Below are 25541 nucleotides of genomic sequence, written 5' to 3'. Positions count from 1 at the left end.
CCAACGCAGCTTCGACTCAATTCATATCGATGAGTTAAGCCGCTTAATACCAGTAGTCACGTACACACTGACCGTCCAGCGGCAGCGGTTCGAACCGGTCCAGGCCGTCAAAATGTTTAATCGGAATATCGGCCACTGCCTCGGGTTCGGCCAACCGTAAATTCACTGCGACACGCCGCCGGCCATCGGGCCACGGTTCAATCCCGCGCCAATAGGCCATGCAGCCACATTGTTTGCAAAAATGAAAACCGATTTCACGATCACCATGACTATAAACGGAGGTAGGCCCACTCAACCGAATGGCTTCGTTTTCGAAGTCATAAGCCCAAAGAGTGCCGTAGCGACGACAGAGCTTACAGTTGCAGGCGGTTGCCGTTTCAGGCTGTTTGTTGAACTCCCAACTGACGGCCCCGCAGTGGCATGAACCAGTAATCATAGTAGGCCCTCTTTGCTTGATTGATGATCAGCTTGACTGCAATAACCATACGACTTCCTCGGCCGCAACCTGCCCTCTTAAACCACCAGGTACATCAAAGCGTGCCAGTGACGTCAGTTGATAGGCGTCGCCGTACAGGTGCGCTACCTCTTCGTCGCGCACTGAAAACGGTGGCCCCGGAACCTGCGATTGGTCATAGACATAACTGATTAATAACTGTGCTGCATTTGCAGCCAGCATTTTCAGCTGTCGGGCATAAATGGTGCGCAGATGTTCCGGCATAGCCACCAGGGCGGCGCGGTCATAGACCGCATCGACTTTACCTAATAACGAAGGCGTCAATTCCAAAACATCTCCCACCCAGATATCCAGATTCGGCGCCTGATAATGCTTCAAGGGGCCATGCTCGATGATTGTCGGCGGCACGCCTAACTGTGCGAACAATTGTTCCACCGCCGTTTCCACCAACTCGGCACCAACGACGTCATAGCCTTGAGTCAGCAGCCAGCCAATGTCACGTGTTTTACCGCACAAGGGCACAAAAACACGTTCCCCGGGAGATACTTTCAGATGGTTGAAATAGCGCACCAGCAGCGGATTCACCTCATCCAGATGAAAGGCGATGCGGTTGCTTTGCCAGCGTTCATGCCAAAAAGATGCGTCCATTTTAAACGGGCTCCAGTGCGTGATGAGGTAAGTCCGGTAGCTGCACCGCTATGGCATCACCAGTCCGCACCACGCCACCGGTTTCCACCACCGCCATAACCCCGGCCCTACGAATTAATTGACCTTCGGCGTCACGATCCAAGACCGCGGCGGTGAGACCTTTTTGATAGTGATCCAACTGTGCGCAGGGATTGCGTAGACCGGTAATACGAACCGTCACATCGTCACCCAATTGCAGTTGGGTATGAGTGGGCAAAGCCAGCAGATCGATGTCGGCAGTCAGCACGTTTTCACCCAGTGTAGCTGGGTGCACATCAAACCCCTTGGCCTGTAATTCATGAATTAATTCGGCCGCGAGCAAATGCACCTGACGCAAGTTGGGCTGATCCGGGTTAGCCTTAACGCGCGACCGATGTTGCACCTTGTCGCCGCGATGGGCATCACCGGCGATGCCTTCGCCGGCAATAAAGGTCAGTTCATCGACCTGCTGTTTGGAAAACCGATGCTGATCATCTTTGCTTAAAGACACCACTCGCATCACTGACTCCTGTGTTCATGCACATTACCGGCCCTGGGCAAAACGCGGAAACCAGCGCCTTGGTCACTTGCCAACGGAGCCGCGAATACAGACCGCTGTGAGCGGCCAACGCTGGCCCCTGCGCAGATTAAAAAGACCGTCTGTATACCGCTGGGCCGGCGGCAACGCAAGGTGTCGATCGTCAGCGTCGGGATTGCTAAGTGATGGATAGAACGGGCCAGTGCAACCTGACCTCTAAGCTTCGGGAGGGCGCGAAAACCATTGCGCCAGTGCATCAAACACCACCCGAACTCTCGGGCTGGTGCGCAATTCGCGATGGCTGACCAGCCACAGTGGCAGTTGCAAGGGTGCACCCAGATGTTCAAAGGCACGCTGCAATAATGGTTGCGCATCGCCAACGCGCTGCGGAAAAAAAGCCAGCCCCAAATGCCGTTTAACCAACTCCAACTGCAACAATTGCGACAGCGTAGTCAGGTGAATATTGTCCGGGCCGATCGCCCAACCCTGGGGCGCCAGATAGTCGATCAATTGGTGATCGGATTCAAAGCCAATCAGTTGCACGTCAGTCACGTCCTGGCGTCGCTGCGGATGGCCCAGACTGGCCAGATAATCCGGCGTGCCATACATCCACACCGGTTCTTCATAGAGTTTGCGCACAATCAAATCGGGCTCACTGGGCCGGAAGGAGCGCAAGGCAATATCGGCTTCGCGGCGTTTTAAATCGGCCACGCTATGCGACACCTGAATGTCCAGTTGGATGCCGGGCCAGTGCTGGCGAAGTTGTTCGATCACCGGCGGCAATAGAAACACCGCCTCGATTTCACTGACGGCTAACACCACCCGGCCCTCCAATTGGGTGTTCTGGCCCGAGGCCGAGAGGGAGAATCGGCTGGCGGCATCCGCCATCGATTGAACGTGTTGCTTCAGTTGCTGGCCGGCATCGGTTAACGCCAACCCCTGCCCCAGGCGCTCGAACAAGGTTACGCCGAGCTCTTGCTCTAAGGCTGCAACCTGTCGTCCCAAGGTCGGTTGCGCCACGCCCAACGCCCGTGCACCAGCGGAAAACGACCCTTCTTCGGCAGTGACCAAGAAAGCACGCGCGCGATTCCAGTCAAAATTGATGCCGGACCAATCCATCTCACCTCCCCCGGTCACGGCCCTTGCTATGCATTTTCGCATAGCTTCCAGGCCTTTTCGGCAATGTAACGCGCGCAAACGCCCACGTAAACTGGGCCCACTCATTCAAAACAGGAATTCAGCCATGAAAGCTAAAAAAATATGCATCGTCGGAGCATCGGGAAAATTAGGTCAGTACATGATTGAGCATGCTCTTGCCGCCGGTTATCAGATCTCTGCGGTGTGTCGAGAACAAAGCCTGCCCAAGCTGGCGCGCTATGTCGGTCGCATCGAGCTGCATGGGGCGCCAACCGACGATGCTGACACTCTGCGTCGTGCCAGCGCCGGTTGCGACGCCGTACTGACGGTCTTGGTGCCCTGGGGCATGAACCACTACGCCTCAGGCACGGCCCGGGCGGTGCTGGACAATGCGCCGGCTGACGCCCGGCTGATTTTCTCCTGCGGCTGGCACATCAGCCGGGACGGCAAAGATCGTTATAGCTGGAAGTTAAAAGCCCTGGTGAGCATTGCCGGTCGTCTTGCGCGCTGGCTGAGGGTGGTCGATCTGGACGATCAGGTGCGAGCGACCGATGTCATTTTCAACAGTTCAAGCCGTTGGACGGTGGTGCGCGGCAGCGATCTGGAAGAAGGCCCCAGCGAAGGCTTGCCGATCTGGTCGCAACATGTGGGTGATGCGGCTCTGGCCAGCAATCACACCCGGCGCACTGATTTTGCGCTCTTTATGGTGCATGCCATCAGCGATGACGAACTGATTCAACAGGCGCCAGCCATTTGCAGCTGCCAAAGCGAATCGGCCCGGGCCTATGCGCCATCGCACTGACAACCACAATTTCATTCATATTGAACAGGGGAAACCAACCATGACACCATCAGAGCAAGGTCTTGCCCGGATTGCCGCGGCACTCTATCTGCTACTGATTCCGCTGGGGGTATTCGGCATTCTCTACGTGCCGGAATTTATCTGGGTGGAAGGTGATCAAGCTGCGACGCTGGCCAACATTGAAGCCCACACAAGCGCCATCCGCTGGAGCATTTTAACGGCCTTTGGCATTCAGATTACGCAGTTGTTTCTGGTCGTCGCGCTCTACTATTTGCTGCGCCAATTTGGCAACAAAGCGGCGGCATTTATGGTGTTGTTCACGCTGGCAACCATGCCCATTGCGATGCTCAACGAACTGTGTCGCGTCGCCGGTTTAACGCTGTTGAATTCCGAAAGCCTGAGCACGGTGTTTAACCGCGACCAGCTTGACGCCGCCACCCTGTTCGCGTTTCAACTGCACGCCGACGGCATCATGATCGCTCATATATTCTGGGGATTGTGGTTGATGCCGATGGGTTGGTTGGTGGTTCAAGCCCGTTTTCTGCCGTCGATTGTCGGTTGGTTATTAATCATCGGCGGTATTGGCTATTGCCTCGATACCATCACCTGGTTCGCCCTGGGCACGGATCGATGGTTCATCGCTCAATACACCTTTATCGGCGAAGTTCTGTTGCCGTTGGCGTTGCTGTATCGGGCTTTCAGGCCGGTCACAACGGCTAATATCAACGCGGCCGAACCAACCACCAACTGAACGCCACCAGCGCACCAAAGAGGCTATAGACCACAATAAACACCCAATCTGGTGCGCTGTAATACAACAGGCTTTGCAGCCAGTGCTGAATAAAGGAACCGCTGTAGGTGTCCAATCCAGCACTGGCGCGCAACTTCATTTCCACTATCGTCAACGGACAAATCACGCCTAACCAGGATTGCACCACCACATAAGCAATCGCCGCCAAATGCAGCAGACGGAACACCCGGTTGCGCACCCAGTGCCACTCAAAAAAATAACCGGCATAGACCAGCGCCAGACCAAAAACAACGAACGCCACGAATGACACATGCACCAACAAAACGGCGTTCGCCAGCCAGACCAATAGCGTATTCGCCATCGCCTTCAGGCGTCCATGGCACGATAGCCTGGCAAGGCTTGCACCCGCCCCAGCCAGGCTTGAATTGCCGGATAACCGGCCAAGTCGAAACCGCCTTCGTGCGCCACATGGGTATAGGCATAGAGACTGATATCTGCAGTCGTCAGTTGATCGCAGGTTAAAAATGATGTTTGCAGCAACTGGGTCTCCATGACTCGCAAGGCTTTGTGTCCACCGGCCTGTTTAGCTTCGTAATCGGCGCGACGATCGTCCGGCAAGCCCAGATACTTGGCAATAAAACGGGCGACAGCGATATAGGGTTCGTGGCTGTACTGCTCAAAAAACTGCCACTGCTGTACCTTGGCCAGTGCAAAAGCATCAACTGGCAATAAGTCGGAACCGGTGGCCAGGTAATTGATAATGGCATTCGATTCCCACAGGCAACGGCCGTCATTCAACTCCAGCAAAGGTATTTTTCCATTTGGGTTTTTGGCACAAAATGCCTCAGTACTGGTCTCATTCGCCAGGATGTCGACATCGATCCAGTCGACCGATAACTGCAACAAACTGCACAACAACTCAACTTTGTAACAGTTGCCGGATTGGTGGTCACCGTAGAGTTTCATTTTTATACCTGATTTAACATTGCTGGAACGGAAGCTTCGTTCACACTCTCATCATGACGAGTGAATCGAAGCTGCAACGATTGAAAGGCTATTGACGAACAAAATCACCCGGGCGAACCAGGGTGTTAAACCGTAGAAAGTTCGCCAGACTGGTTAAATTAGGAAGGGAATTACTGAATGTTTCTGTTTCTCCAGCACAGGCTTTTTCGATGTGAATCAAATAGCCATCCTCTGCTTTGGAAATACGCGTTGTGGTTTTCAACTGACCTTCAGGCTGATTGGTATAAATCACGGCTTTGATATCGTCCGATTCTGCCAACAGCTGCTCCAGGTGGGTCACAAAATTGGTCTGACTTTCAATACTCCAAATCGGATTATTAACCGAACCATATCGAAACAGCGCATAAAGCAGTGGCAGACTAAGCGCCAACTCAAGCAACGAACTCAACAGATAGACCGGAACATTAAATGCAATGACTGCCGAAATGGCCACTGTCCAGGCTTGGCTGATGGCTGTCAGCCAAAACAGAACTACCCAAAGTATTCGCTTATAGATGGGTTTTTGGTAAACAAACCCATAGACCCCAATCAAACACAGCAGCGTAATAACCGTACTGATCGCATTGCCCACCAAAAACTCACCACTACTGATGGTCTGGTGAAGGTTGAAACTCGCGAGGAAAATGACCAGGGTGGCATACAGCCACCAAAAAATAACTTTCACGCCTAACCATCTCCACTCAGATTCGGTGTTCGCTCATCCAGAAGTGCACGTAGCCGTTCCACTTCCGATTCAAGCCGAACCACTTTGGAGAAGGCAACCAAGCCAAATATAAAACCCAGCATCCCGATGGGCATCAGTGTCATTGCCACTACGTCCATTTCAACCTCCCAGTTTCGCTCAGTTTCCAAACACCAAACACAATTCTCACTACTTTAATCGTTCAGCCCTAAACCATCCAGTATTCGATCCAGGTGCTTTTCGACCCTGGCCATCCGGGTTTTTGCTTGTTTGGCACTGGAAAAATGCAACAGATACGCCCGCTGACGGCCCGGTGTCAGATGATCGAAGGCGTCCTGCAGGGCTGGCATTTCATTCAAGCGCTGCTGAAACTCTTCCGGCATCGGATACGCATCAGTTTTCTTAAACTCGACTTTAAGTCCCTGTTTTTCAACAGCAATGGCACTTTCAATACAGGCCTCAACAGCCGACTTGAGCTGCTCTATAGCCTGGCTGTCGGTGAAACAGATTCTTTTGGCAGACTGAGTATTTTCACCCGGCCATTGCAAGATTCCCTCAGGGTCGTTCAACAAGGCGCCTTTGGGAAACAACAGGGCACAGAAGTGCTTAAAACCCTGAATGATAAGCACATTATTACCATCATAGGTATAACAGGGTTTACCCCATTTGAACGCTTCCGTCAGCTCAGTTTTCAGGATGATCCTTCGCAGCGCCTGGTACTCAGTTGACCATTGCCTGGCATTGTTAATAAAAGCGTCGACTTTATGTTTCATAAGTAATTTATAATATAAAGTTGAATTATTACCTGGCGACCAGATTACAGCACGCCTTGTATTTGAAGATACTGCAATAACATGATGGTTTTTCCATCGCGAATTTGCCCGGCTTTAATCATGGTCAGCGCTTCGGAAAACGGCATTTCCAGCACTTCAATATTTTCCTGCTCATGAACCAGCCCACCGCCGGCTGAGACTTTCATGGCGTCACTGTACTGAGCAATAAAAAAATACACTAACTCAGTAACCGAGCCAGGGGACATATAGGCTTCAAATACTTTCTGTACCTGTTCTATTCGATAACCCGTCTCTTCTTCTGCCTCCCGGCGAATACAATCTTCGGCATTATCCTGGTCCAGCAGCCCGGCACAGCTCTCGATCAGCATACCGTCGTCATTACCGTTGATATAAGTTGGCAGGCGAAACTGGCGAGTCAATATGACCGTTTTCTTAACGGGGTTATACAACAGTATGGTCGCACCGTTGCCACGATCATAGGCTTCACGTTCCTGGGTCTGCCACTGACCATCGGGACCTTGATAATCGAATCGATATTTGTGCAATCGGTACCAGTTATCGGATAACAAAGTACTTTCGATATTACGAATTTTGTCATTCACGGCTATTACCTTATTGTTTGGTGCCGAAACAGAACCAGGAATCGAAACACAATACTGCCGCTTATTACTTAACTTCAACCAATACCTGTCGGCCGCTAACACCGGAGGCTTTTGCAGCAGGAGGCAGCTACTGCTTCGGTGTTATAACTGCGTATCGCATTTCCACCATGCCGCTTTTATAGGCATTTACCTCCAGCAGATGCAGTGGAACGTCGCGGTTAAGACCGTCAAAAAATGCAATGCCTTCACCAATGACCACAGGCAATATTGAGCATGAAATTTCATCGGCCAAACCAAGTCGCAGACACTCTCCGGCGACGGAACCGCCGCCAGCGATCCAGATGGAACGAAACCTCGAGTTGAGCTGCTGGTTTATCAATTCGCTCAGATCACCGCAATAGAATTCCACATTGTCACGGCTTTTGGGCAAGCTACGATGCGTGAGTACGACAGTCGGTTTGTCGCCATAAGCCCAGCCAAACCCTTTTGCTTCGAAGTCGAGCGCCGTTTCATAAGTCCGGGAGCCCATGACATAACAATCAATACCATCGAGAAAGGCTTCGACTGTTTCTGAGCTCAGCTCCTTACCCGCGCGAAATTCATCCGTCGTTTCCATCCAATCGACGCGACCATCCTTGCGTGCAATAAAGCCATCCAGGCTGGTTGCCATATGAATGGTCACATGACCGTTTGACCTCACCATTGCCAAACCCTCAGTTTATCAATGCCAGTTTAAACCTCGTCCGGATCAGGACTGTGGGTCGAACATAAAGACACGCAGTTCCTGATCACATCGACAAGCTTTGGCAATACGCGCTGCCCAGTCAACGGCCTGCTCCCGGGACGGTAACTCAAGCACAGTAAAACCGCCGTTAAGCGCCGGTCCCCAGGGATAACCACCGGGGGCGAAAGTACCGTCGGCGGCAACCAGAACCGGCGCCTCAGCTTCGTCAATGCCACCGCCAAAAACGTAGACGCCAGCTTCCTTGGCTTTCCCGATCACTGCATGGGAGTCATGTACAACTGCGTCCCAGTCTTCATCCGCTACCTTCATCGCAGCGCTTGGAAATGAAATAAGGTACTTGGCCATGAATTCTCCGTTCAGACGTTTATGGCTCTATAGCAGCACAACGGCTGCGATATCAGGATTCACGCACATAGCGCAAATGTGTCGCCGCTGGCGTGTTTAACACGCGATCAACCCGAAAATTTGGCATTGGCTCGGTCAGTTGTTCAAACAGCCGGCGTCCGCTCCCAAAGAGGATCGGCACCAGAGCAATTTCCAGTTCATCGACCACGCCCATATTGAGGTATTGCTGAACGACGTCGGCGCCACCGGAAATGCGGATATCCTTCTCGCCTGCAGCCTCTTTAGCCAGTGCCAGCGCATGCTCTGGTCCTTCATTGACGAAGTAAAAGGTGGTGCCGCCAGGGCGTATCCAGGGCTCGCGTTGTTCATGCGTTAATACATAGACGGGAGTATGAAAGGGCGCGTTTTCCGGCCAGGAAATCTCACCTTGCTCAAACATCCGTTTGCCCATGATATTAGCGCCAATGCGTTCGGTGGTGGCGCGAAACATGTCGTTTACCTCGCCGGTTTCTCCGCCCGGACCAAAATTCAGGTTATTACGGAAATACTCAAGCTTCATTACCCAACCCATCAACGTGCCCCATTTGGCACCCCAGTTTTGGTATTCAGGTGTTTCCCAATGGGCGAGGTCCATTCCTTCTGGTGCCATATAACCATCCAGACTGAGACCAATATTCACAAAAACCTTAGTCATATCACTTCCTCACTACCGTAGAGTTTATCGTCAGTTTGACGACTCGCTGTCGGGATTCATCCACAGAGCTCCGAATACATGACCGTCGAGATCCGTAAAATCCCGGCTGTACATAAAACCCAGATCCTGAACGGGATTTACATCAACCAGCCCACCCTGTTCACCGGCGGCCTGGATCATCGCATCCACTGCTGCGCGACTGTCGAGCGAGAGATTGATCGCCATCTCGCTATGAGTGGCGTCGGGAATAGGACGATTGGTGAAAAGACGCCACTGCTCACGGCTGACCAACATGATCATGACGGCATCACTCCAGACCATGCCGGCCCCGGTTTCATTACTGAAATCTGCGTTCTTCTCCAAGCCGATCGCCTGGTAAAAGGCGACCGATTTCTGCAAATCGGCGACCGGCACACTGATAAAGATTTCTTTGGCCATATCAGACCTCCCAGATGAATGAGTGACAGCTTAGATGCCGTCAGCGCTCAGTCGAACGGGGAGGTCTGATTTCGACGGGAGTTGGAAAATATTGGCTAGGGTTTTCGCACCAGACTGAGCACTGCGTCTGTATCCAGCACTCTGGCATACTCACCGTCTAAGTTTGCCAATGACATATTATGTACCGTCTCGGCTGAGTGCTCTCGACCGGCGAAATCGGTCTTATTGAAGGTATAGGTCGCATCCGACACTACCACGGTTTGATAACCCAAATTCCCCGCCATACGTGCTGTCGCTTCCACAGAGTTATTGGTAATTACACCGACCATCACAATGTCGGTTATTCCCCGACTGACTAACCAATTATCCAGGTCGGTGCCGATAAAAGCGCTGTTGGTATTTTTCTCAACGACGTTTTCCGACTCAAGCGGCGCCGCAAATGCCTTGAAATCATTACCCGGCGTGCCAGGCCGATACTTGGAGTTCGGATCTGTCGACATATGCTTAATGTGTAATAGCGGTAAATTCTGTTCACGCCACAGGTGCAGTAACCTTGATATCTGCGTTTCTGCCTGAGGGTTATTTCGACTGCCCCAACTGGGGTCATCGATGGCGTATTGCAGGTCAATCAACATCAATATTGCATTGGGTGAAACCAGTGTCATAACCTTCCCCAGAACAGATTGTCTCTTTCATCCGCCGACCCGACAAAGCACTACTCCTGCGCAGTGCTAGACCATTGGGCAGCGAAAACGCCGCAATCAATACCAGCCGTCGTGTGCCGACACTTTAGTTTTATCGACTTGCCCGCTTAGACCGGAATTGAAAATACCGTGCCCAAACAAACTTACTGGGCAGCCAAACTTATATTTCAACGGGCTCATTAACACTTAATACTCCAGTTGTGACCGCCGTTATATTCTCGGCAATCAAAAAGGAATACTCGATAAAACCTGTGTTATTTAGTTATTCCCAGGTGTTAATCTGACGATCGTAGCAACGAATCAATCTGAAAACGACGCAAAAAAAGGAGAACGATCATGGATCTCATTCGACTGATTCTCTCAATTCTTCTACCGCCTGTCGGCGTATTCTTGCAGGTCGGTATTGGCCCTCAGTTCTGGATTAACATTCTGCTCACCATTCTGGGTTATTTCCCTGGCGTTATTCACGCCGTGTGGATTATTGCCAGCCGGTAAGCGACATTGCCGTATCTGTTTACGAGCTGCTCTGGCCTCTAGCGCAGCTCGTAACTTGAGGTTTATCCAGTTAATTTATCTGATATAACTACAACCTCAATACTCTACGGAAAAACCACGAACGCCAATTTATTACCATCCAGATCACGCACATAAGCTGCGTAAAACCCCTCGCCGTATTGCGGCCGATATCCAGGCTCTCCCTCGCAGCGACCGCCCTGTTTCATCGCCGCATTATAGGCTTGGTCGACAACGGTGATATCGCGACATAAAAAAGCGGTCATGGTGCCGTTGCCGACGCTGGCTTGCTCACCATCAAAGGGATAGCCGACAAAGAAACGGGGATAGTCTTTATCTGCCAGCCTGCCATAAGACACCGATAATTCATCTTTCCAGCAAAGCTCCAGGTCCATGGCGGCGAATACCGGATCGTAAAAGGTTCGGGCTTTTTTTAAGTCTTTAGTACCAACCATGGTGTAAGCAAGCATCAGGGCGATTCCTTTTGGCTGTATTGCAAGACGGTTGTTTCGATTACTGAATAACAGTGGACTCATTAGCATATTACTGCCACAGCAAGTCCTTGACCTTCATACCAGAGTATCCAGAAAAATGACTTCAGGCGGAATAACAGTTGAGGGGAACTGGAGAAAGAGACGATAGCCGCAGCGGAGCAACTAGAGCGCGTTCTGCTGTTTTAGAATTCAAAGCCCAATTGATGCAGCCAGGCTGCTGCTTCATTCGGCACATTACTGAGCTGCGCAGCAGCGAGTTCACGACGTTGAGGATAGGCCTTACGCAAGGCATCGAAATCGCTCGGTTGTACCTGGCCTGCTTTAACGCTCTGGCGCATGGCGACGGTGTCGCGCGCTGGGTCATGCAGCGCTTGTATCAGTTCGCTGCCCAGCTGTTCAGGGCTGGCGGTGCTGAAGAAGCTGGCGTCCAGTTTCGGCGCTGCGGGATAGTCCGGTCCTTCGGGAAGGGATTCACTGGCCCACTGATATAAGGCTTCGGCGAGCATACGGGTGCCGGTCCATTTGCCTTCCTGGCTGTAACCGGCGACATGCGGGCTGGCTTGTTCGACGGCGTTCAGTAAGCGCTCGCTAACGCTGGGCTCGTCTGGCCAGACGTCGAGTACGGCCTTGATATGGCCGTTATCGAGCACTTGCTGCAAGGGCGCCTCCTGGATGACCGGACCGCGACCGGCATTGAGTAACCAGGCGCCGGGCTTGAGTTTCGCCAACTGCTCGGCACCGATCATGCCCAGCGTCGGATGTTGACCGTCACGTACCAAGGGCGCGTGCAGGCAAACGATATCGGCGGCTGTTAACAGTGTATCGAGATCGGTAAAGCCAGCCTGGCCTTCTTTTTCAGCGCGCGGTGGATCACAGACCAGAGTGCGCACGCCCAGCGTATTCAAACGCTTGGCGAGCAGGCCTCCGACGTTACCCGCCCCGACGATACCGATGGTCTGTTGCCACCAGTTCAAATCGTGGTCGAGGTGCAGACGAGCAAAAACAGAGAGCACCCAGTCGACAACCGATTGAGCGTTGCAGCCAGGGGCGTGGTGAAAGGCGATGTTGTGTTCGGCCAGCCAGTCGGTATCGACGTGATCGGTGCCGATGGTCGCGCTGCCGACGAAGCGGACCGGCGTGCCTTCAAGCAGTTCGGCATTGACCTGAGTGACGGAGCGGACCAGTAAGACGTCCGCTGCCATCAGGTCAGCTTTGCTGAGATTGCGCCCCGGAAGGCGCGTTAACGATGCCGCCAGCCCGTCAAACCAGGGCTCGACGTGCGGCATGTTTTCATCGGCAACGATGCGCAGGCCGGCGGCCATGACTCAGACGTTGCCCTGCTGACGTTCGCTTTCGACCTCGTTGCCGGGGCCATAGGAAGCGGCTTCGTCGTCATCTTCTGCAGGTTGAGACTCAGCAGCGGCTGCCGCCTTTTCTGCTTTATCTGCGGCTTCAGCGGCGTCGGCATCATCGGACGCCTGCAGATCCTGCAGCCAATCCTGCGGCGGCTGTTCCAGGTCGATCTTGTGCTTGATGTAGTCTTCGATCGCCGGAATCTGGAAGGAGTCGTCTTCGCAGGCGAAGCTGATCGACTGACCTTTGGCGCCGGCACGGCCGGTACGACCGATGCGATGCACATAATCTTCCGGATCTTCCGGCAAGGTGTAGTTGACCACATGGGAGACGCCATCGACGTGAATACCACGGCCAGCGACATCGGTGGCAACCAAAACCGGCACCTTGCCTTCTTTGAAGTTATCGAGCGTTTTAACGCGCTTGGCTTGCGGCACTTCACCCGACAACACCTGGTTCTGGATGCCGTCTTTGCGCAGCCGGTCGCTCAGGTCACGGACAATGTCACGGCGGTTGGCGAAGACCATGACTTTATCGGCACCGGGCTGTTTGAGGGCATGACGCAGCAGGTTGTACTTCTCTTCGGCGGTCACCAAAAAGACGTGCTGCTCGACTTGCTCGGCGGTTTTCACCTTGGGCTCGACTTCCACACGGACCGCATCTTTGGTCCAGCGCTCGGCCAGGTTGAGGATGTCGTAAGAGAAGGTGGCGCTGAACATCAGGGTTTGACGCTCTTCGTTGCGCGGGGTGTTGCGCACGATGGACTTGATGTCCGGGATAAAGCCCATGTCGAGCATGCGGTCGGCTTCGTCAATGACCAGGGTTTCCACCTGATCGAGGAAGACTTCCTTGCGGTTCATAAAGTCGAGCAACCGACCTGGCGTTGCCACCAGAATGTCCAGTCGGCTTTCCTGCAGCTGTTTGCGCTGCTTGTCCATATCCATACCGCCGACCAGAGCGGCGACTTTCAGTCGGCTGTGCTTGGTCAGCAACTTGGCGTCTTCGGCGATCTGCAGCGCCAGTTCACGCGTCGGCGCCAGAATCAAGGCACGGGGTTCACCAGCGTATTGCTCGGGCAGACGGTGCTCCATCAGATCGGTAATAACGGTGATCAGGAAGGCCGCGGTTTTGCCGGTGCCGGTCTGGGCCTTGCCGATGCAGTCGTGGCCCGCCAGCGTGTAGGGCAAAGTCATGCCCTGGATCGGGCTGCAGTATTCGTAATTGAGCTCATGGATAGCGCGCATCAGGGCGATGGGCAGAAAGAGGTCGTGGAATCGGACTTTGCCAGGAGCTTCGGGTACTTTGAATTGCGAGATATGCCAGCGGGGTTTACGGGGTTTGCGAGATTGATTGGTCACAGAGTCACACTTAATTGCTTGCGCCTGCCAGCGATTCAACGGCTGGGGCGTCGATTACTTAATAGCCATCCCGACCGGACCAGTGCCGGCAATATGGGGGCCTGCCAATGTTCAAACCCGGCGCACTGAGGCTGCCAAGGCAGGAACGTTATTGCTTTGCTCATACGAGCCATTAAAGAACACGACCGCCAACCAGGGCGTTCGATCAACCCGGACTACGCCGCTCACGCTGATGTCAGTGCGCGCCGCTTACCAGGGGCGGCGATTGTAGCGCATTTTTCGGCCAGTCTCGAATTTCTCAAACGCCGCGGGCAAAACAGTCAATGAAGGACGCATTTAGACTGGCCTTGCTGCCTGGCGAGGCTACCGCTAGTCTTAGCTTTCGGATTGGACAGAGCGTACCAACCGATAGGGAAGACCTGGCGGGACCGCCAGGTTCACTTAGGGAGCCGGAGGTTCCCGCCAAGGAGACTGCAATTGTGAAGTACTGGTTCATCCCGGTCTGGATGATTCTGGTGATTGCATCGGTCCGGGCGGCAGAGCCTTCACTGGTCCTGCTCCCTGATGTTGATCGAGTCAATATGGCTGATTACAGCCACACCTGGATCGATCCGGCGGCGGATACCGATTGGCAGCACGCCTATCAGCGTTACCAGGCCGGAGCCTTCCAGCCGCCCAATGGTCAGCCGCCCAACATCGGCTACACCGGGAGCAGCCTATGGGTGGCCATGCCGATCGTTGCCAGCAACCGCGGCTCACAGCCATTGCGTTTTGATGCCATGGTGTCGTTTGACTATCCAACCATCGATTGGATTGACGCCTGGCTGATCAAAGACGACACCCTCATCCAACGCTTTTACGACGGCGACCGCCAACCCAATCCCAGCCAGAATGAGGCGACTTTCCGGCCGCATCTGGGGATGTCTTTCAATTATAACGACGGCCATTACGTCCTGCTGGCGCGTTTGCGCAGCCAGGGTTCGGTGCAGGCGCCGATCACGCTCTGGGATGAGAACGAGTTCTATCGCCAACTGCCGACACAGAATTTTGTCTGGGGCACCTTCTACGGCGCTATCATCTTTGTACTGGTGTTTAATCTGTTTCTGTGGATCAGCACCCGGCGCGCTATCTACCCGCCTTACTTGCTGTTCGTCTTCGGCATGTCCATCTGCGTCGCCTTGCTCAATGGACACAGCCGGCTCTTGCTCGGCCAGGCCATCTCTGTGCATCTGGTCAACTGGGCGCCGGAATTCGGCATTATCGGTTTTATCGGGCTGATTCTTTTTACCCAGGGCGTATTGCGCACCCGGCAACTGGGTATGATGCACCGCCTGTTGAACGCCACCTTGATCATCAACCTGATCCCCATCCTGCTCAGCCCCTGGTTGAGCTATCGCTGGATCAGCGTTTTCGTGTTGATCGATCTGATCTGGCTGCTCGGCCTCAGCCTGACCACCGGCGCCTTGGCGTTACGTCGGCAACGCCGCATCGCGCTGTTTTACCTGACCTCCTGGCTGCCGTTCCTGGCGGCCGCCATGTTGTTTATGGCGCGTAATGCGGGCTGGTTGCCGGTCGATCCGATCACTCAATACGCGCTGCCCGGCGGCCTGGTGATGGCCGTAGCGCTGCTGTCTCTGGTTATCGCCGACAGTCTCAAACAAGCTGAATCATCCGCGCGTGACGCCCTGGATCGCGAACGACGGGCACTGCGGGCGCTGGCACGCAATCAGGAAGAAACCACCCGCCAGGCGTTGCGCGACCCCATCACCGGCTTACCCAACAAGGCCCAGATTGCTCAGTTCATTGATGGTGTCGACAGCGACGAACCCTTACGTCTGGTGATTTTCCGGCCCGATAATCTGCGCGAATTACTCAACACCCTGGGTGAATCCAACGTCGATCAACTGACCCGCAGCGCGGCGCAACGTATCGAATCCCTGCCGCTGCATCACTTTGGCGCCCGGGTGCTGAACCCGGGAGAGCCGCATCCACGTCGCATCGCTCAGGTGGAAGGCCGTAATTTCCTGATGATTTTGGACAACGGCCCCCAGGCAAGAACGCTGGCCGATCTGGCCAATGCCGCCGAAGCCGCGCTGAACGAAGCCATCGCCCTGCCCGGCCTGGATATAGCCGTGCAATGCCGACTGGGTTCGTCGCGACTGCCCGAGGATGGTCGCACCCTGGGCACCTTGATCCGCAAGGCACAGGTGGCGGTCGATCAGGCCATCACTCAAAACCGGCTGTATCTGGAATACCGCGCCGACACCGATCCTTATCAACCCGAACGTCTGCGTTTGGCTTATCGTTTGAAACAGGCAATAGCGCGCGATGAATTGATGCTGCATTTTCAGCCGCAACGACGCCTGACTACCAATCAGGTGTACGGCGTCGAAGCGCTGGTTCGATGGCCTCAGGCTGATGGCAGTTTCATTCCACCGGGCGACTTTATTCCCATTGCCGAACGCACCGGTCTGATGCCCGCCCTGACCGACTGGGTGATAGCAGCCGCCTGTCGCGCCAGCGCCCAATTGCAGACGGCTGGCTGGCCCTTGTGCGTGTCCATCAATCTGTGCGCTGGTGACCTGACCCGCCCCAATTTACCCCAGCGCCTGATCAGCACCCTGGCCGATCATCAGCTGGATCCCAGTACCCTGGCGGTGGAAATCACCGAGTCGATGCTGATTAACGATTGGGCACCCACGGTGGCCAACCTGGCGCAACTGCGTCATGCCGGCATTCGGGTGTCGCTGGATGATTTCGGCACTGGCTATTCGTCGCTGTCCTATTTACACGCTCTGCCAATCGATTGTCTGAAAGTCGATCAACAGTTTGTGCAGCAACTACAGACCAGTGCCTCCGCTGAAGTGCTGGTCCGTTCTATTGTGCAACTGGCCAAAGCGCTGGGGTTGGATATTGTCGCCGAAGGCGTGGAAAACGAAGCGACTGTCCAGCATCTGGACCGACTCGGCTGCGGTGCCATTCAGGGCTATTGGCTGGCACGGCCAATGCCGCTGGAGGATTTGCAAGATTGGTTGGCCAAGTCGGCCGGTCCGGTGATCAATTCCGCCGCCGGCCACGACAGTCACTGAGGCTCAGTCTGGCGGTTTGTTAAAAGCCGCCGCCGTCGGCCACGGCTGATCAAAGTTGTGCGTCAACAGCTGCACGATTTGATGGGCGCGTTGCGGCAAACCTCTGTGTTGATACTGCTGAGCCTGGCGCTGTACCGCGGCGCGAAAAGGCCGACTGTCGGTCGCCTCGCCACCAAGATTATCCCGGCTGGTCCGAAAACGCCGCCCACAGGCTCGCGCAAACCACCACTCCAATGCCTGGGGTTTTACCTCGACCTGCTCAAAGGCCGCTTGCTGCTCGGCGTTACGCCCGTCCGGGCAGTACCAGTAACCATAATCTTCCATTAACCGTCGCTCGGTTCCGGCCACACACCAATGCGCCAGTTCGTGCAGGGCGGAATTGAAATAGCCGTGGGCAAAAACGATGCGATGCAACGACGCGTCGTCGCTGGCCGGCAAATAGACGGGCTCGTCAACGCCCGCGACCAGTTGTGTCTGCCACTGACGATTCAGCCAGGGGTTCAGGCAGGCGAGCAGGCGATCGACGTCGGCTTCCCAATGTTCAGCAGCAAGTTGTTTCATGGCGGCGGCAGTCTACCGGCTACGCGGCCACTGGCAAGTAGGCTGATGGACGTCATTGCCAATGCACCAAAAAAAGGCACAATAGCCTGCCTTTTTAGTTGCCCAGCGGAGGTCGCTTTGGATCAGGATCATCAACCCTCGCCCGATACCCGGGCTGGCCTGATCGGCACCACGCTGACGGAATGGAAAACCCTGGCCATTCTCGGCGGTCCGATTTTGATCGCCCAGTTGGCGCTGATGGCCAATGGTGTCATCGATACTGTCATGGCCGGTCACGCCAGTGCGGAAGACTTGTCCGGCGTTGGCATTGGCGCCAGTCTATGGTCGCCGTTGTTTCTGTTCTTCGCCGGTGCCTTGAGTGCGCTGCAGCCGATCATTTCGGGCCATCGCGGCAGTGCCACCATGGATCGCATTATGCCGATAACCTGGCAAGGCCTGTACGTCGCCATGGCCGCCAGCGTCATCATGGTCTTTGTGCTGGGCCAGGTTCAGCCCTTTCTGCAATGGCGTCAGCTGGAGCCGGTGACGTCCGGTATTACACTGGGCTATCTGCAGGCTTTTGTCTGGGGTGTGCCGGCCATGCTGGCGATGGTTGCGTTGCGTGGCTTGACCGATGGCCTGGGGCACACCAAGGTCTTTATGGTGTTCTCGCTGATCAGCGCGGCCATCAACCTGCCACTGAACTACATCTTTATTTACGGCAAGCTGGGACTGCCAGCTTACGGCGGTATTGGCTGTGGCTGGGCGACGGCCATTTCCAACTGGCTGGCCTTTATCGGCTTGCTGATCTATCTGCAGCGCAGCAAAACCTATCGCGCCTTCCATCTGATTCAGGATTGGGCAGCGCCGAATCTGGCTGATCTGAAGTATCTGTTGAAGCTGGGCATTCCCATCGGCTTCACCATCTTTGTGGAAGTCAGCATGTTTGCCGTTATCGCGCTGTTTCTAGTGCCCCTTGGGCCGGTGGTTGTGGCCGGTCACCAGATAGCGCTGAATGTGGTGTCGCTGATCTTTATGGTGCCGTTGAGCATCGGCATGGCGTTGACGCTGCGCATCAGCTTTCTGATCGGCGCCCGTCAGATTGAAACGGCGCACCTGGTCGCCCGCTCATGCTTGATTCTGGCGTTGGCAATCGCCCTATTCTACGCCGCTGGTCTCTATGTCGGCGCGCCCTGGGTGGCGACCCTTTATACCGGCGAGGCCGATGTTCAGGCGGTGACCATCCGATTGCTGGCTTTCGCTGCGCTGTTCCAGATTGCCGATGTCTTCCAGGTGACCTGCATCAGCGCCTTGCGCGGCTATCGCGATACGCGCTTGCCGATGTACATCATGGTGTTGTCATTCTGGGGCTTCTGTCTGCCGCTGGGCTACGTCCTCACCTTCACCGACAGGCTGGTGCCGGCCATGGGTGCGGCCGGCTTCTGGATCGGTTTAACCGTGGGGCTGAGTTCTGCCGGTGTGCTGTTGCTGACGCGTCTGTTCTGGTTCAGTCGGCCCCAAGCTCAGTCGGCTTTCTTGCGCACCCAGTAACGATAATCATCGCCCGCGATCTGCTGATCGATCAGTTGATGACCTAAAAATTCGCAGAACTGGGGGATATCGCGTTGGGTGGCGGGATCAGTGGCCTGAATCAGGACGGTTTCACCGGCCGCCATGGTGCGAATCTGCTTGTGCAGCATCATCACCGGTTCCGGGCAGCGCAGTCCGCGGGTATCGAGTTCATGTTCACTGTGATGATCACTCATCAGCTTTCCTCCAACGCCAAATAGAGGGTAATTTCTTCGCGGTCGAAATACAGCTGCCGGGCCTGCAGTTGGTAGCGACGCTCTGCCAATCGTTGCTCGATGCGTGCACGAATCTCGCACCAACTGGCCCAACGTTGCTTCATCGGCAATTTCAGGTTGAAGATCGCCTGGCGCGCCCAGCCATTTTCCAGCCAATCGAGCATGCGTTCGGCCACCCTGGAGGGTTGCTCGACCATATCACAGACCAGCCAATCAACCGGATGTTCCGGCTGCCAGCGAAAACCATCGGCACGATGGTGGGTTACCTGACCAGTGGCCATCAGCTCGTCGTTCATTGGGCCGTTATCGATGGCATCGACATGCAAACCGCGGCGCACCAGCTGCCAGGTCCAGCCACCGGGCGCCGCACCCAGATCGACAGCGCTGTGGTCATGGCTCAACTGCTCACGCCAATCGGCACCGAGAAAGACCTGAAAAGCTTCTTCCAGTTTCAGCGTCGACCGACTTGGCGCCGCAGCGGGAAATTTCAAGCGCGCCATACCCATCGACCAGGCCGGTCGCAAAGCCGGGCGATCCAACCCCAGCCAGACACGACCGGAATCGGGGAAAAAAGCATGCAAGGCCGGGCGCGAGGCGTTGTCTTTGGCCAATAACAACTTCCGGCTGCGTAATGCCTGCCGTAACGGATGCACAAATTTACCGGCGAAACGCGCTGTGGCGCGGTAGGCATCACCTTCGGCGGTATCGCAAAACAGCTGACCAAAGACGGCTGTTTCAGCGCCAAGCGCTGCACTCAGGGCGTTAAAAATAGGCGTAATTCGATCGGCGGCGGGTAAGTCGTCGATGGTCGCCAGCACAGGCCAGACTTCGCGGGCAAAGACCAGAGGAGAGAGCGACTGATACAACGGGTCAGCACTGGCACACTCAAAACGAATAAAGCCGGAATCGGTTTCCAGACGCGCCCAGCCACTGTGGCCGAGCTCGGCCGCTACCGCCGTGATTTCCGCCAGGCATTCTTTTTCAAAGCCGGGACGGCACAGCAATAACAACGCTTGGCTGGACATCACAGCAGTGCCTGAGCAAAAGCACGCGCCCGCTTTTCCGACCACAGCGGCTGGTTCAGACGCCAGCGGATAAAACCGCAATGACCGCCGCGGGGCGGGGTTTCGAACAACAGATGGGCGGAGGCATCGGATGGTCGCATGTAGCAAGCGTCGGCCAGGAACGGATCATTCAGCGCATTAACGACCAGAGTCGGTCGCTGCAAGCGACTGAGCACCGTTCGTGACGAACAGCGCTGCCAGTAATCCTGAGCATCATGAAAACCATGCAGCGGCGCGGTATAGCGGTTATCAAAGTCTTCGAAGTTACGCAGCTGATCATAACCTTCCAGGCTGATCAGCTGCGGAAAATGCTCAGCCTTGTCGGCAATTTTGACGCGCAGATCTTTCAGGAAACGGCGCATATAAAGTGATTGCGCCGGCTTGGCCAGTTGCTCAGCACAGGCTGCCAGATCGAGCGGCACGCTATAGGCTGCGCCGCCGATTACTTCCGGTTCCAGATCCGGCTCGGCCAAGGTCAAAACCGTCTGGTTGCCGCCCATGCTGAAGCCGACCAGAAAGATACGCTGGAAACCGCGTTCGACACCCAGCCGGATCACCGCGCGTAAATCCTCGATAGCGCCGCTGTGATAAAAGCGTGGCAGGCGATTGAATTCACCACCACAGCCGCGGAAGTTCCAGGCGTAGACATGCCAACCGGCGTCGTGAAAATGACGTGCCATACCCTGCATATAAGCACGCTGGCTGTTGCCTTCCAGACCGTGACTGAGGATCACCAGAGGGGCACTTTCCTGCTCAGCGGCGAGTTCATCGATCAGCAGAAAATCACCGTCGTCCAGCTCCAGGCGCTGACGCTGGTACGGCACGCTGACGTGACGCATAACAGAAGGAATAATGGATTGCAGATGGCCGTTGGACAAACCCAGACCGGCCACATAGGAAGAATATTCGAGATCGTCGTGCGTCACAGCCTTGAACCCTCTGCCAAAAGCGCACGGGGTTGTTTCACAGCGACCCAACTTCAGGTTGAGTCAGAACCCCGGACGGCGTGAGGCCGGGCATTCTACGCAAAGCGGAACAGCGGCGCCACTCAACTACCGAGGGCGCGCATCAATCCATAGCCAAGCAACATCAAGGTGGCCAGCACAAAACCGCTATAGCGTATTTGCTGACAACGACGACAGGGTTTCTTAGCCATCAGGCAGACTTACGCGCCGGCGGCATATAGCGGCTGCTGAGGTTGTCAAAAAAGCTCTCACGCAATTGCGAAATCTCCTTTTTAACTTCATCGATGACGTGCATTTCATCACCACTGAACTGCTGTTTTTCTGCATGCACCTGACGCCGCAGATTAACAATTTTCGAGCCGTAGATGCGCAGCGTGCGTTCCAGCTTCTTTTCGCCCAGCAACAACAGAGTGCTTTCAGCTTCGGTTAATTCACGGAACACATCAACCAACTCCTGGCCAACGCGTGCCATTTCCTCGCGCCGATTACGCGGCCATTGCTGACCATAGCGAGTGAACTCGGTGGCCAAGCCCAGGTACTGCTGATAAACGTGATGCACCCGACCTACGTTCGCGGCCACCCGTTCGAGCAATTCGCGCCGTTTGCGCACGTCCTCGACAATCTTCTGGTCCAGAGTGCGATGGCGACGCAGGTAGAGCCAAAATATCAGCGCGCTGATCAGCACACCGCCGGCAATTTTGACACCGGTATCGATCATTTCCAGCGTAATCATGGTTTCCTCGTTGTTTTTTTGACGCTTTGCAGCCCAACACCCTCCTTCAGCAGTTTTCGTGCCCATTTTGACGGCCTCGGCAATTTTGTTCCGCCGGCTCTGCGGTTGCCGCTGTTAACGGCCCTTTCAGGTCACCGCTAGACGACTCACTTAGCCAAAAACTCCAAAAAAAACAAAGGCCTAACGCTTGACACTAAAGGAGCATCCTCTAGAATACGCGCCGTTGTTCGTTGTTCCTCGATAGCTCAGTTGGTAGAGCAGTAGACTGTTAATCTATTGGTCGCAGGTTCGAGTCCTGCTCGAGGAGCCACAACCGCTATCTTCCTCGATAGCTCAGTTGGTAGAGCAGTAGACTGTTAATCTATTGGTCGCAGGTTCGAGTCCTGCTCGAGGAGCCAGATTTCCGGCGTTTGAATCCCTGATTCGAGCGCCGATAAAAAAAGGGCGCCCCCTAAATGGAGGTGCCCTTTTTTGTGATTCAGGCTTTTACAATCCAGAGCGCAAGCCCGGCGAACCGGGCTATCCACTTACTCTCAGTCAGCGCTGACGACGTCCAGCAGTTCCACTTCAAAAATCAGCGTGGAACCGGCCGGAATCGCACGGCTCGGACTACGATCGCCATAAGCCAGCTCAGCCGGAATGTAGAACTTGTACTTATCACCTTCGGTCATCAACTGCAGACCTTCGGTCCAGCCGGCAATCACATTACCCAGCGGAAACTCAACCGGCTCGCCACGCTCGACAGAGCTGTCGAAAACTGTGCCGTCCATCAAAGTGCCGTGGTAATGCACTTCGACGGTGTCTTCGGCAGAGGGTGATTCACCGCTGTCGGTTGCTGACAGCACTTCGTACTGCAGACCGGACTCAGTGACGGTAACCCCTTCTCGGTCTGCATTCTCAGCCAAAAATTCGGCGCCTTCTGCTTTGGTGGCTTCGACTTCAGCCTGACGCTCTGCCTGCTGTTCAGCCATAGCGGCCTGCTGCTTTTGCTGCAGCGCCTGAACCGCCGTGTTGATCTGTTCTTCGGTCAGCTCGCTTTCTTCACCTTCCATGGCATCCTGAACACCAGCGACCAAAGCGTCGACATCCAATTCCAGGCCCTGGGTCTGCTGCAACAGGTTGCTGGCAAAACCAAAACCGATGCCATAAGAAGCCGCCGCTTCGTCAGAATCCAGATTTTCGGCCAGTGCCACACCAGAGAGTGTCAGTACAGCGACGCCGGCCATCAGGTGTTTACGTACATCAGTCAATTGCATCTCAGCTTCCTTCTTCTGGAGTTGACTGCTGCGCTTGCAGCTGTTGTTGCAACGCTTCAATCGCCGCATTGATTTCAGCGTTGCTTAATTCGCTTTCTTCACCAGCCATGGCAGCGCGCAAACCCGCTTCCAGAGCATCTGCGTCCAGGTCCACTCCCTGTGTTTGCTGAACCAGGCTATTGGCGAAGCCGTAACCGATACCATAGGAGGCAACCGCCTCATCAGTGTCCAGGTCTTCAGCCAGAACGGGCGCAGCCAATACAACGGCGACGACACCGGCGAAAAAAGGATTTTTCAGGCTTGTCAGTGACATAAAAACATCCTGTCCGGGGAAGACCGTTCGGCCAAAAAACCTAAGCCAGTTGTCGATCTTCCAGTATTGAGGAGGGTGACATTACCCTCTGCGTTCGGCTTTCGTCAGGCAAAAAAAAGGCGCCACCAACGAAAGGCGCGCGCCAGTGTAACCTGATGGAAGTCATCAACTCCACCGCGTTTACTGCGAATTGACTCCCATTTGCGAGCTATCCGCCGCTGCGGATTTTCGTTGCACACGATGGCGTCGCAGCTTGGCCAGGAAGCTTTCGATCCACAAAGGCAGGCTGATTAATAAATCGTAGAAGGCCAGCAGCAACGACAACAACTGACTGACAAAGGCGGCGATCAGACGCGTCAGCAAAGACACCAAACGCAAACCAGCAACCAAGGCGTCGCCCAGCAATACCCGACCGTTTTCCACCCAGCGCTCAAGTGGCACGACAGCGAACATCAACAAAAAAGTCAGTACCGGCCCCAACAACATCCGCGCCGCCAAGGGCACGCCCTGGTCGATTTTGGGCGCTTCATAGACGACCACCGGATAAGCAATTAAGCGCTGGTACAGCTCTGGCACTGAGCGCAGACGCTCGTGCATAAATATCAATCCTGACTGACTCAGCGCCACTATCACCAGGACAGTCACCACCGACCACAATAACCATCGCCGCCGTCGATCATCCAAAAAACCAAAGCTGGTGAAGATGCGTGTCACCTGTAACGCCTCCAGCAGCAAGGTGCCCAACAGGGCGATAAGCAGCACCAGAGCCCAAGCCGACAAGTCAGCCAAACCGACCGATGCCAAGAAGGGATCGCTGGTGGCACTGGACTCAAAAGCAGGGCGAATAAGACGGACGTTTAGCCAGCCGATGATCGCCCAGGCGGAGAGCAGCAGACTGGCGAGCACAAACTGGCCTATGACTGAAACCCGCTGCAGTTTCTCGATACGATCCGAATGGCTGCGCAATGATCGATATTGCCGGTAATGCTGGTCAATATGAGCCGCCTGGTTCAATAGCCCGCGCATGCCACGACCCACATCTTCAACTTCATGATTCAGCTTACGCCAGTGCGGCATCATCGAATGCAGCAGACGATGGCGTTGTTGCATGCCGCGGCGAAAATCTTCCAAAGACTGCTCGTGTTGACGGTGCAGCTTGGATTCCAGATCGGCCAACACCTTGGATACCACCGGGTTACCCGACTGTATCTCGCGTAGGTGGACAACCTTGTCGATGGCATCGAGCCAATCCGGTGCCGGTGGCGGTGTTTCAGCGGTTCGGTAGTAGTCGTCTTCCAATTGGGCAATATGCCGGCTGATAGCCTGCTGCAGATCCGGGAAGCGTGCCAGATCCCTCTCAACCAAGCGTTTAACCTGATGAAAATGACGTTCCAGGCGACGCTCTTCGCGGCTGCGACCAAGCTCAAGCAGGACGTCGCGGTTACGCAGGCGAATTTGTTCAGCCAGTACGGCCAGGGATCGTCCATAGAGACGCAACACCGAGGTGACCAGCCGGGAAAACCGCTGCACCAGCCGATGCACAGGCAGCCGCGCTACATAGAGCAGCACCAGAGCCAGCAACAATATCACCAGCGCCGACCACAGCGGCGCGTCGGGTATGATCATCCAGTTCACAAGGGACCTCTTCGGGAACAGCCTGAGCCCGATTCCGGGCGAGAC

At 55.0% G+C, this 25541-nt stretch carries 30 protein-coding genes and 2 tRNA genes; 7 read left to right on the top strand and 25 right to left on the bottom strand.

What is annotated here, in order from left to right; all coding sequences use genetic code 11:
- Positions 1–43: 43 nt before the first annotated feature.
- The 4 genes from ACXAE6_RS12050 to ACXAE6_RS12035 form a co-directional block, all read right to left on the bottom strand.
- A complete protein-coding gene (locus ACXAE6_RS12050) occupies positions 44–436 on the bottom strand; it encodes a GFA family protein (protein ID WP_475148177.1) in 393 nt (130 codons plus the stop codon).
- A 27-nt stretch (positions 437–463) separates the two neighbouring features.
- Complete coding sequence (gene tmpT, locus ACXAE6_RS12045) at positions 464–1102, bottom strand: thiopurine S-methyltransferase (protein ID WP_475148173.1); 639 nt, start codon at positions 1100–1102, stop codon at positions 464–466.
- Between the two features lies 1 nt (position 1103).
- Positions 1104–1640: an MOSC domain-containing protein gene (locus ACXAE6_RS12040; protein ID WP_475148170.1), complete on the bottom strand. Its 537-nt coding sequence runs from the start codon at positions 1638–1640 to the stop codon at positions 1104–1106.
- Between the two features lie 234 nt (positions 1641–1874).
- Entirely contained in the window at positions 1875–2777 is a 903-nt protein-coding gene (locus tag ACXAE6_RS12035; RefSeq protein WP_475148167.1) for a LysR family transcriptional regulator, read from the bottom strand.
- Between the two features lie 124 nt (positions 2778–2901).
- On the opposite strand from ACXAE6_RS12035, the gene ACXAE6_RS12030 reads away from it, so the two are divergent.
- Both ACXAE6_RS12030 and ACXAE6_RS12025 read left to right on the top strand, forming a co-directional pair.
- Positions 2902–3597 (top strand): NAD(P)-dependent oxidoreductase, encoded by a 696-nt coding sequence (locus ACXAE6_RS12030; protein WP_475148163.1) that lies wholly within the window; start codon positions 2902–2904, stop codon positions 3595–3597.
- Positions 3598–3637: 40 nt separating this feature from the next.
- Positions 3638–4348 carry a DUF4386 domain-containing protein gene (locus tag ACXAE6_RS12025; RefSeq protein ID WP_475148158.1) on the top strand — a complete coding sequence of 237 codons (711 nt, stop codon included), beginning with the start codon at positions 3638–3640 and terminating at the stop codon, positions 4346–4348.
- Here the strand turns inward: ACXAE6_RS12025 and ACXAE6_RS12020 are convergent.
- The 10 genes from ACXAE6_RS12020 to ACXAE6_RS11975 all read right to left on the bottom strand — a co-directional run bounded on the left by ACXAE6_RS12020 (position 4320) and on the right by ACXAE6_RS11975 (position 10339).
- On the bottom strand, positions 4320–4709 hold the full coding sequence (locus tag ACXAE6_RS12020; RefSeq protein ID WP_475148154.1) for a DUF2784 domain-containing protein: 390 nt from the start codon (positions 4707–4709) through the stop codon (positions 4320–4322). The two genes, ACXAE6_RS12025 and ACXAE6_RS12020, sit on opposite strands and share 29 nt — an antisense overlap.
- A 5-nt stretch (positions 4710–4714) precedes the next feature.
- A complete protein-coding gene (locus ACXAE6_RS12015) occupies positions 4715–5314 on the bottom strand; it encodes a glutathione S-transferase family protein (RefSeq protein WP_475148149.1) in 600 nt (199 codons plus the stop codon).
- A gap of 88 nt (positions 5315–5402) precedes the next feature.
- Positions 5403–6038: a hypothetical protein gene (locus ACXAE6_RS12010; protein WP_475148146.1), complete on the bottom strand. Its 636-nt coding sequence runs from the start codon at positions 6036–6038 to the stop codon at positions 5403–5405.
- A 212-nt stretch (positions 6039–6250) separates the two neighbouring features.
- Positions 6251–6829, bottom strand: coding sequence for a YdeI/OmpD-associated family protein (locus tag ACXAE6_RS12005; RefSeq protein WP_475148144.1), 579 nt, complete (start codon positions 6827–6829; stop codon positions 6251–6253).
- Positions 6830–6873: 44 nt separating this feature from the next.
- A complete protein-coding gene (gene nudK, locus ACXAE6_RS12000; RefSeq protein WP_475148139.1) occupies positions 6874–7452 on the bottom strand; it encodes a GDP-mannose pyrophosphatase NudK in 579 nt (192 codons plus the stop codon).
- A gap of 127 nt (positions 7453–7579) precedes the next feature.
- Positions 7580–8155 carry a dihydrofolate reductase family protein gene (locus tag ACXAE6_RS11995; RefSeq protein WP_475148136.1) on the bottom strand — a complete coding sequence of 192 codons (576 nt, stop codon included), beginning with the start codon at positions 8153–8155 and terminating at the stop codon, positions 7580–7582.
- A gap of 45 nt (positions 8156–8200) precedes the next feature.
- Complete coding sequence (locus tag ACXAE6_RS11990) at positions 8201–8542, bottom strand: YciI family protein (RefSeq protein ID WP_475148133.1); 342 nt, start codon at positions 8540–8542, stop codon at positions 8201–8203.
- A 52-nt stretch (positions 8543–8594) separates the two neighbouring features.
- Positions 8595–9236 (bottom strand): dihydrofolate reductase family protein, encoded by a 642-nt coding sequence (locus ACXAE6_RS11985; RefSeq protein WP_475148130.1) that lies wholly within the window; start codon positions 9234–9236, stop codon positions 8595–8597.
- Positions 9237–9266: 30 nt separating this feature from the next.
- Complete coding sequence (locus tag ACXAE6_RS11980; RefSeq protein WP_475148127.1) at positions 9267–9674, bottom strand: VOC family protein; 408 nt, start codon at positions 9672–9674, stop codon at positions 9267–9269.
- Positions 9675–9769: 95 nt separating this feature from the next.
- The gene (locus ACXAE6_RS11975; protein ID WP_475148122.1) at positions 9770–10339 is read right to left on the bottom strand and encodes a cysteine hydrolase family protein; all 570 of its coding nucleotides are present in this window, start codon (positions 10337–10339) and stop codon (positions 9770–9772) included.
- Positions 10340–10714: 375 nt separating this feature from the next.
- On the opposite strand from ACXAE6_RS11975, the gene ACXAE6_RS11970 reads away from it, so the two are divergent.
- Positions 10715–10873, top strand: coding sequence for a YqaE/Pmp3 family membrane protein (locus ACXAE6_RS11970; RefSeq protein ID WP_475148120.1), 159 nt, complete (start codon positions 10715–10717; stop codon positions 10871–10873).
- Positions 10874–10977: 104 nt separating this feature from the next.
- Here the strand turns inward: ACXAE6_RS11970 and ACXAE6_RS11965 are convergent, their stop codons facing one another.
- The 3 genes from ACXAE6_RS11965 to rhlB all read right to left on the bottom strand — a co-directional run bounded on the left by ACXAE6_RS11965 (position 10978) and on the right by rhlB (position 14096).
- Positions 10978–11427, bottom strand: a complete 450-nt coding sequence (locus ACXAE6_RS11965) for a VOC family protein (RefSeq protein ID WP_475148116.1) — start codon at positions 11425–11427, stop codon at positions 10978–10980.
- Positions 11428–11567: 140 nt separating this feature from the next.
- Complete coding sequence (locus tag ACXAE6_RS11960; protein ID WP_475148113.1) at positions 11568–12707, bottom strand: 4-phosphoerythronate dehydrogenase; 1140 nt, start codon at positions 12705–12707, stop codon at positions 11568–11570.
- Positions 12708–12710: 3 nt separating this feature from the next.
- Positions 12711–14096 (bottom strand): ATP-dependent RNA helicase RhlB, encoded by a 1386-nt coding sequence (rhlB, locus tag ACXAE6_RS11955; protein ID WP_475148111.1) that lies wholly within the window; start codon positions 14094–14096, stop codon positions 12711–12713.
- A 479-nt stretch (positions 14097–14575) separates the two neighbouring features.
- Between rhlB and ACXAE6_RS11950 the strand changes: the two genes are divergently transcribed.
- Positions 14576–17185 carry an EAL domain-containing protein gene (locus ACXAE6_RS11950; RefSeq protein WP_475148105.1) on the top strand — a complete coding sequence of 870 codons (2610 nt, stop codon included), beginning with the start codon at positions 14576–14578 and terminating at the stop codon, positions 17183–17185.
- Between the two features lie 3 nt (positions 17186–17188).
- Here ACXAE6_RS11950 and ACXAE6_RS11945 read toward each other — a convergent pair whose 3' ends face one another.
- Positions 17189–17746, bottom strand: coding sequence for an elongation factor P hydroxylase (locus ACXAE6_RS11945; protein WP_475148100.1), 558 nt, complete (start codon positions 17744–17746; stop codon positions 17189–17191).
- A 117-nt stretch (positions 17747–17863) separates the two neighbouring features.
- On the opposite strand from ACXAE6_RS11945, the gene ACXAE6_RS11940 reads away from it, so the two are divergent.
- On the top strand, positions 17864–19276 hold the full coding sequence (locus tag ACXAE6_RS11940) for an MATE family efflux transporter (protein ID WP_475148098.1): 1413 nt from the start codon (positions 17864–17866) through the stop codon (positions 19274–19276).
- On the opposite strand, the gene tusA is transcribed toward ACXAE6_RS11940, so the two are convergent.
- The 4 genes from tusA to ACXAE6_RS11920 form a co-directional block, all read right to left on the bottom strand.
- Positions 19249–19491, bottom strand: a complete 243-nt coding sequence (tusA, locus tag ACXAE6_RS11935; RefSeq protein ID WP_475148096.1) for a sulfurtransferase TusA — start codon at positions 19489–19491, stop codon at positions 19249–19251. The two genes, ACXAE6_RS11940 and tusA, sit on opposite strands and share 28 nt — an antisense overlap.
- Entirely contained in the window at positions 19491–20555 is a 1065-nt protein-coding gene (rlmM, locus tag ACXAE6_RS11930; protein ID WP_475148093.1) for a 23S rRNA (cytidine(2498)-2'-O)-methyltransferase RlmM, read from the bottom strand. The genes tusA and rlmM overlap by 1 nt, the downstream gene beginning before the upstream one ends.
- A complete protein-coding gene (locus ACXAE6_RS11925; protein WP_475148089.1) occupies positions 20555–21520 on the bottom strand; it encodes a YheT family hydrolase in 966 nt (321 codons plus the stop codon). The genes rlmM and ACXAE6_RS11925 overlap by 1 nt, the downstream gene beginning before the upstream one ends.
- Before the next feature lie 229 nt (positions 21521–21749).
- Positions 21750–22292 carry a hypothetical protein gene (locus ACXAE6_RS11920; protein ID WP_475148085.1) on the bottom strand — a complete coding sequence of 181 codons (543 nt, stop codon included), beginning with the start codon at positions 22290–22292 and terminating at the stop codon, positions 21750–21752.
- Positions 22293–22526: 234 nt separating this feature from the next.
- Between ACXAE6_RS11920 and ACXAE6_RS11915 the strand changes: the two genes are divergently transcribed.
- Together ACXAE6_RS11915 and ACXAE6_RS11910 are read left to right on the top strand one after the other, a co-directional pair.
- Positions 22527–22602, top strand: a tRNA-Asn gene (locus ACXAE6_RS11915).
- Positions 22603–22614: 12 nt separating this feature from the next.
- Positions 22615–22690, top strand: a tRNA-Asn gene (locus tag ACXAE6_RS11910).
- 135 nt (positions 22691–22825) lie between these two features.
- Here ACXAE6_RS11910 and ACXAE6_RS11905 read toward each other — a convergent pair.
- The 3 genes from ACXAE6_RS11905 to ACXAE6_RS11895 all read right to left on the bottom strand — a co-directional run bounded on the left by ACXAE6_RS11905 (position 22826) and on the right by ACXAE6_RS11895 (position 25496).
- Positions 22826–23548 carry an FKBP-type peptidyl-prolyl cis-trans isomerase gene (locus ACXAE6_RS11905; RefSeq protein WP_475148082.1) on the bottom strand — a complete coding sequence of 241 codons (723 nt, stop codon included), beginning with the start codon at positions 23546–23548 and terminating at the stop codon, positions 22826–22828.
- Position 23549: 1 nt separating this feature from the next.
- Complete coding sequence (locus ACXAE6_RS11900; RefSeq protein ID WP_475148077.1) at positions 23550–23861, bottom strand: FKBP-type peptidyl-prolyl cis-trans isomerase N-terminal domain-containing protein; 312 nt, start codon at positions 23859–23861, stop codon at positions 23550–23552.
- Between the two features lie 180 nt (positions 23862–24041).
- Positions 24042–25496: a hypothetical protein gene (locus tag ACXAE6_RS11895; RefSeq protein ID WP_475148074.1), complete on the bottom strand. Its 1455-nt coding sequence runs from the start codon at positions 25494–25496 to the stop codon at positions 24042–24044.
- Positions 25497–25541 lie beyond the last annotated feature (45 nt).

It is taken from the genome of Saccharospirillum sp. ABV4_185 (assembly GCF_056159245.1).
The sequence above is the reverse complement of the archived record's forward strand: the minus strand, read 5'-3'. Positions and strand labels throughout refer to the sequence as shown.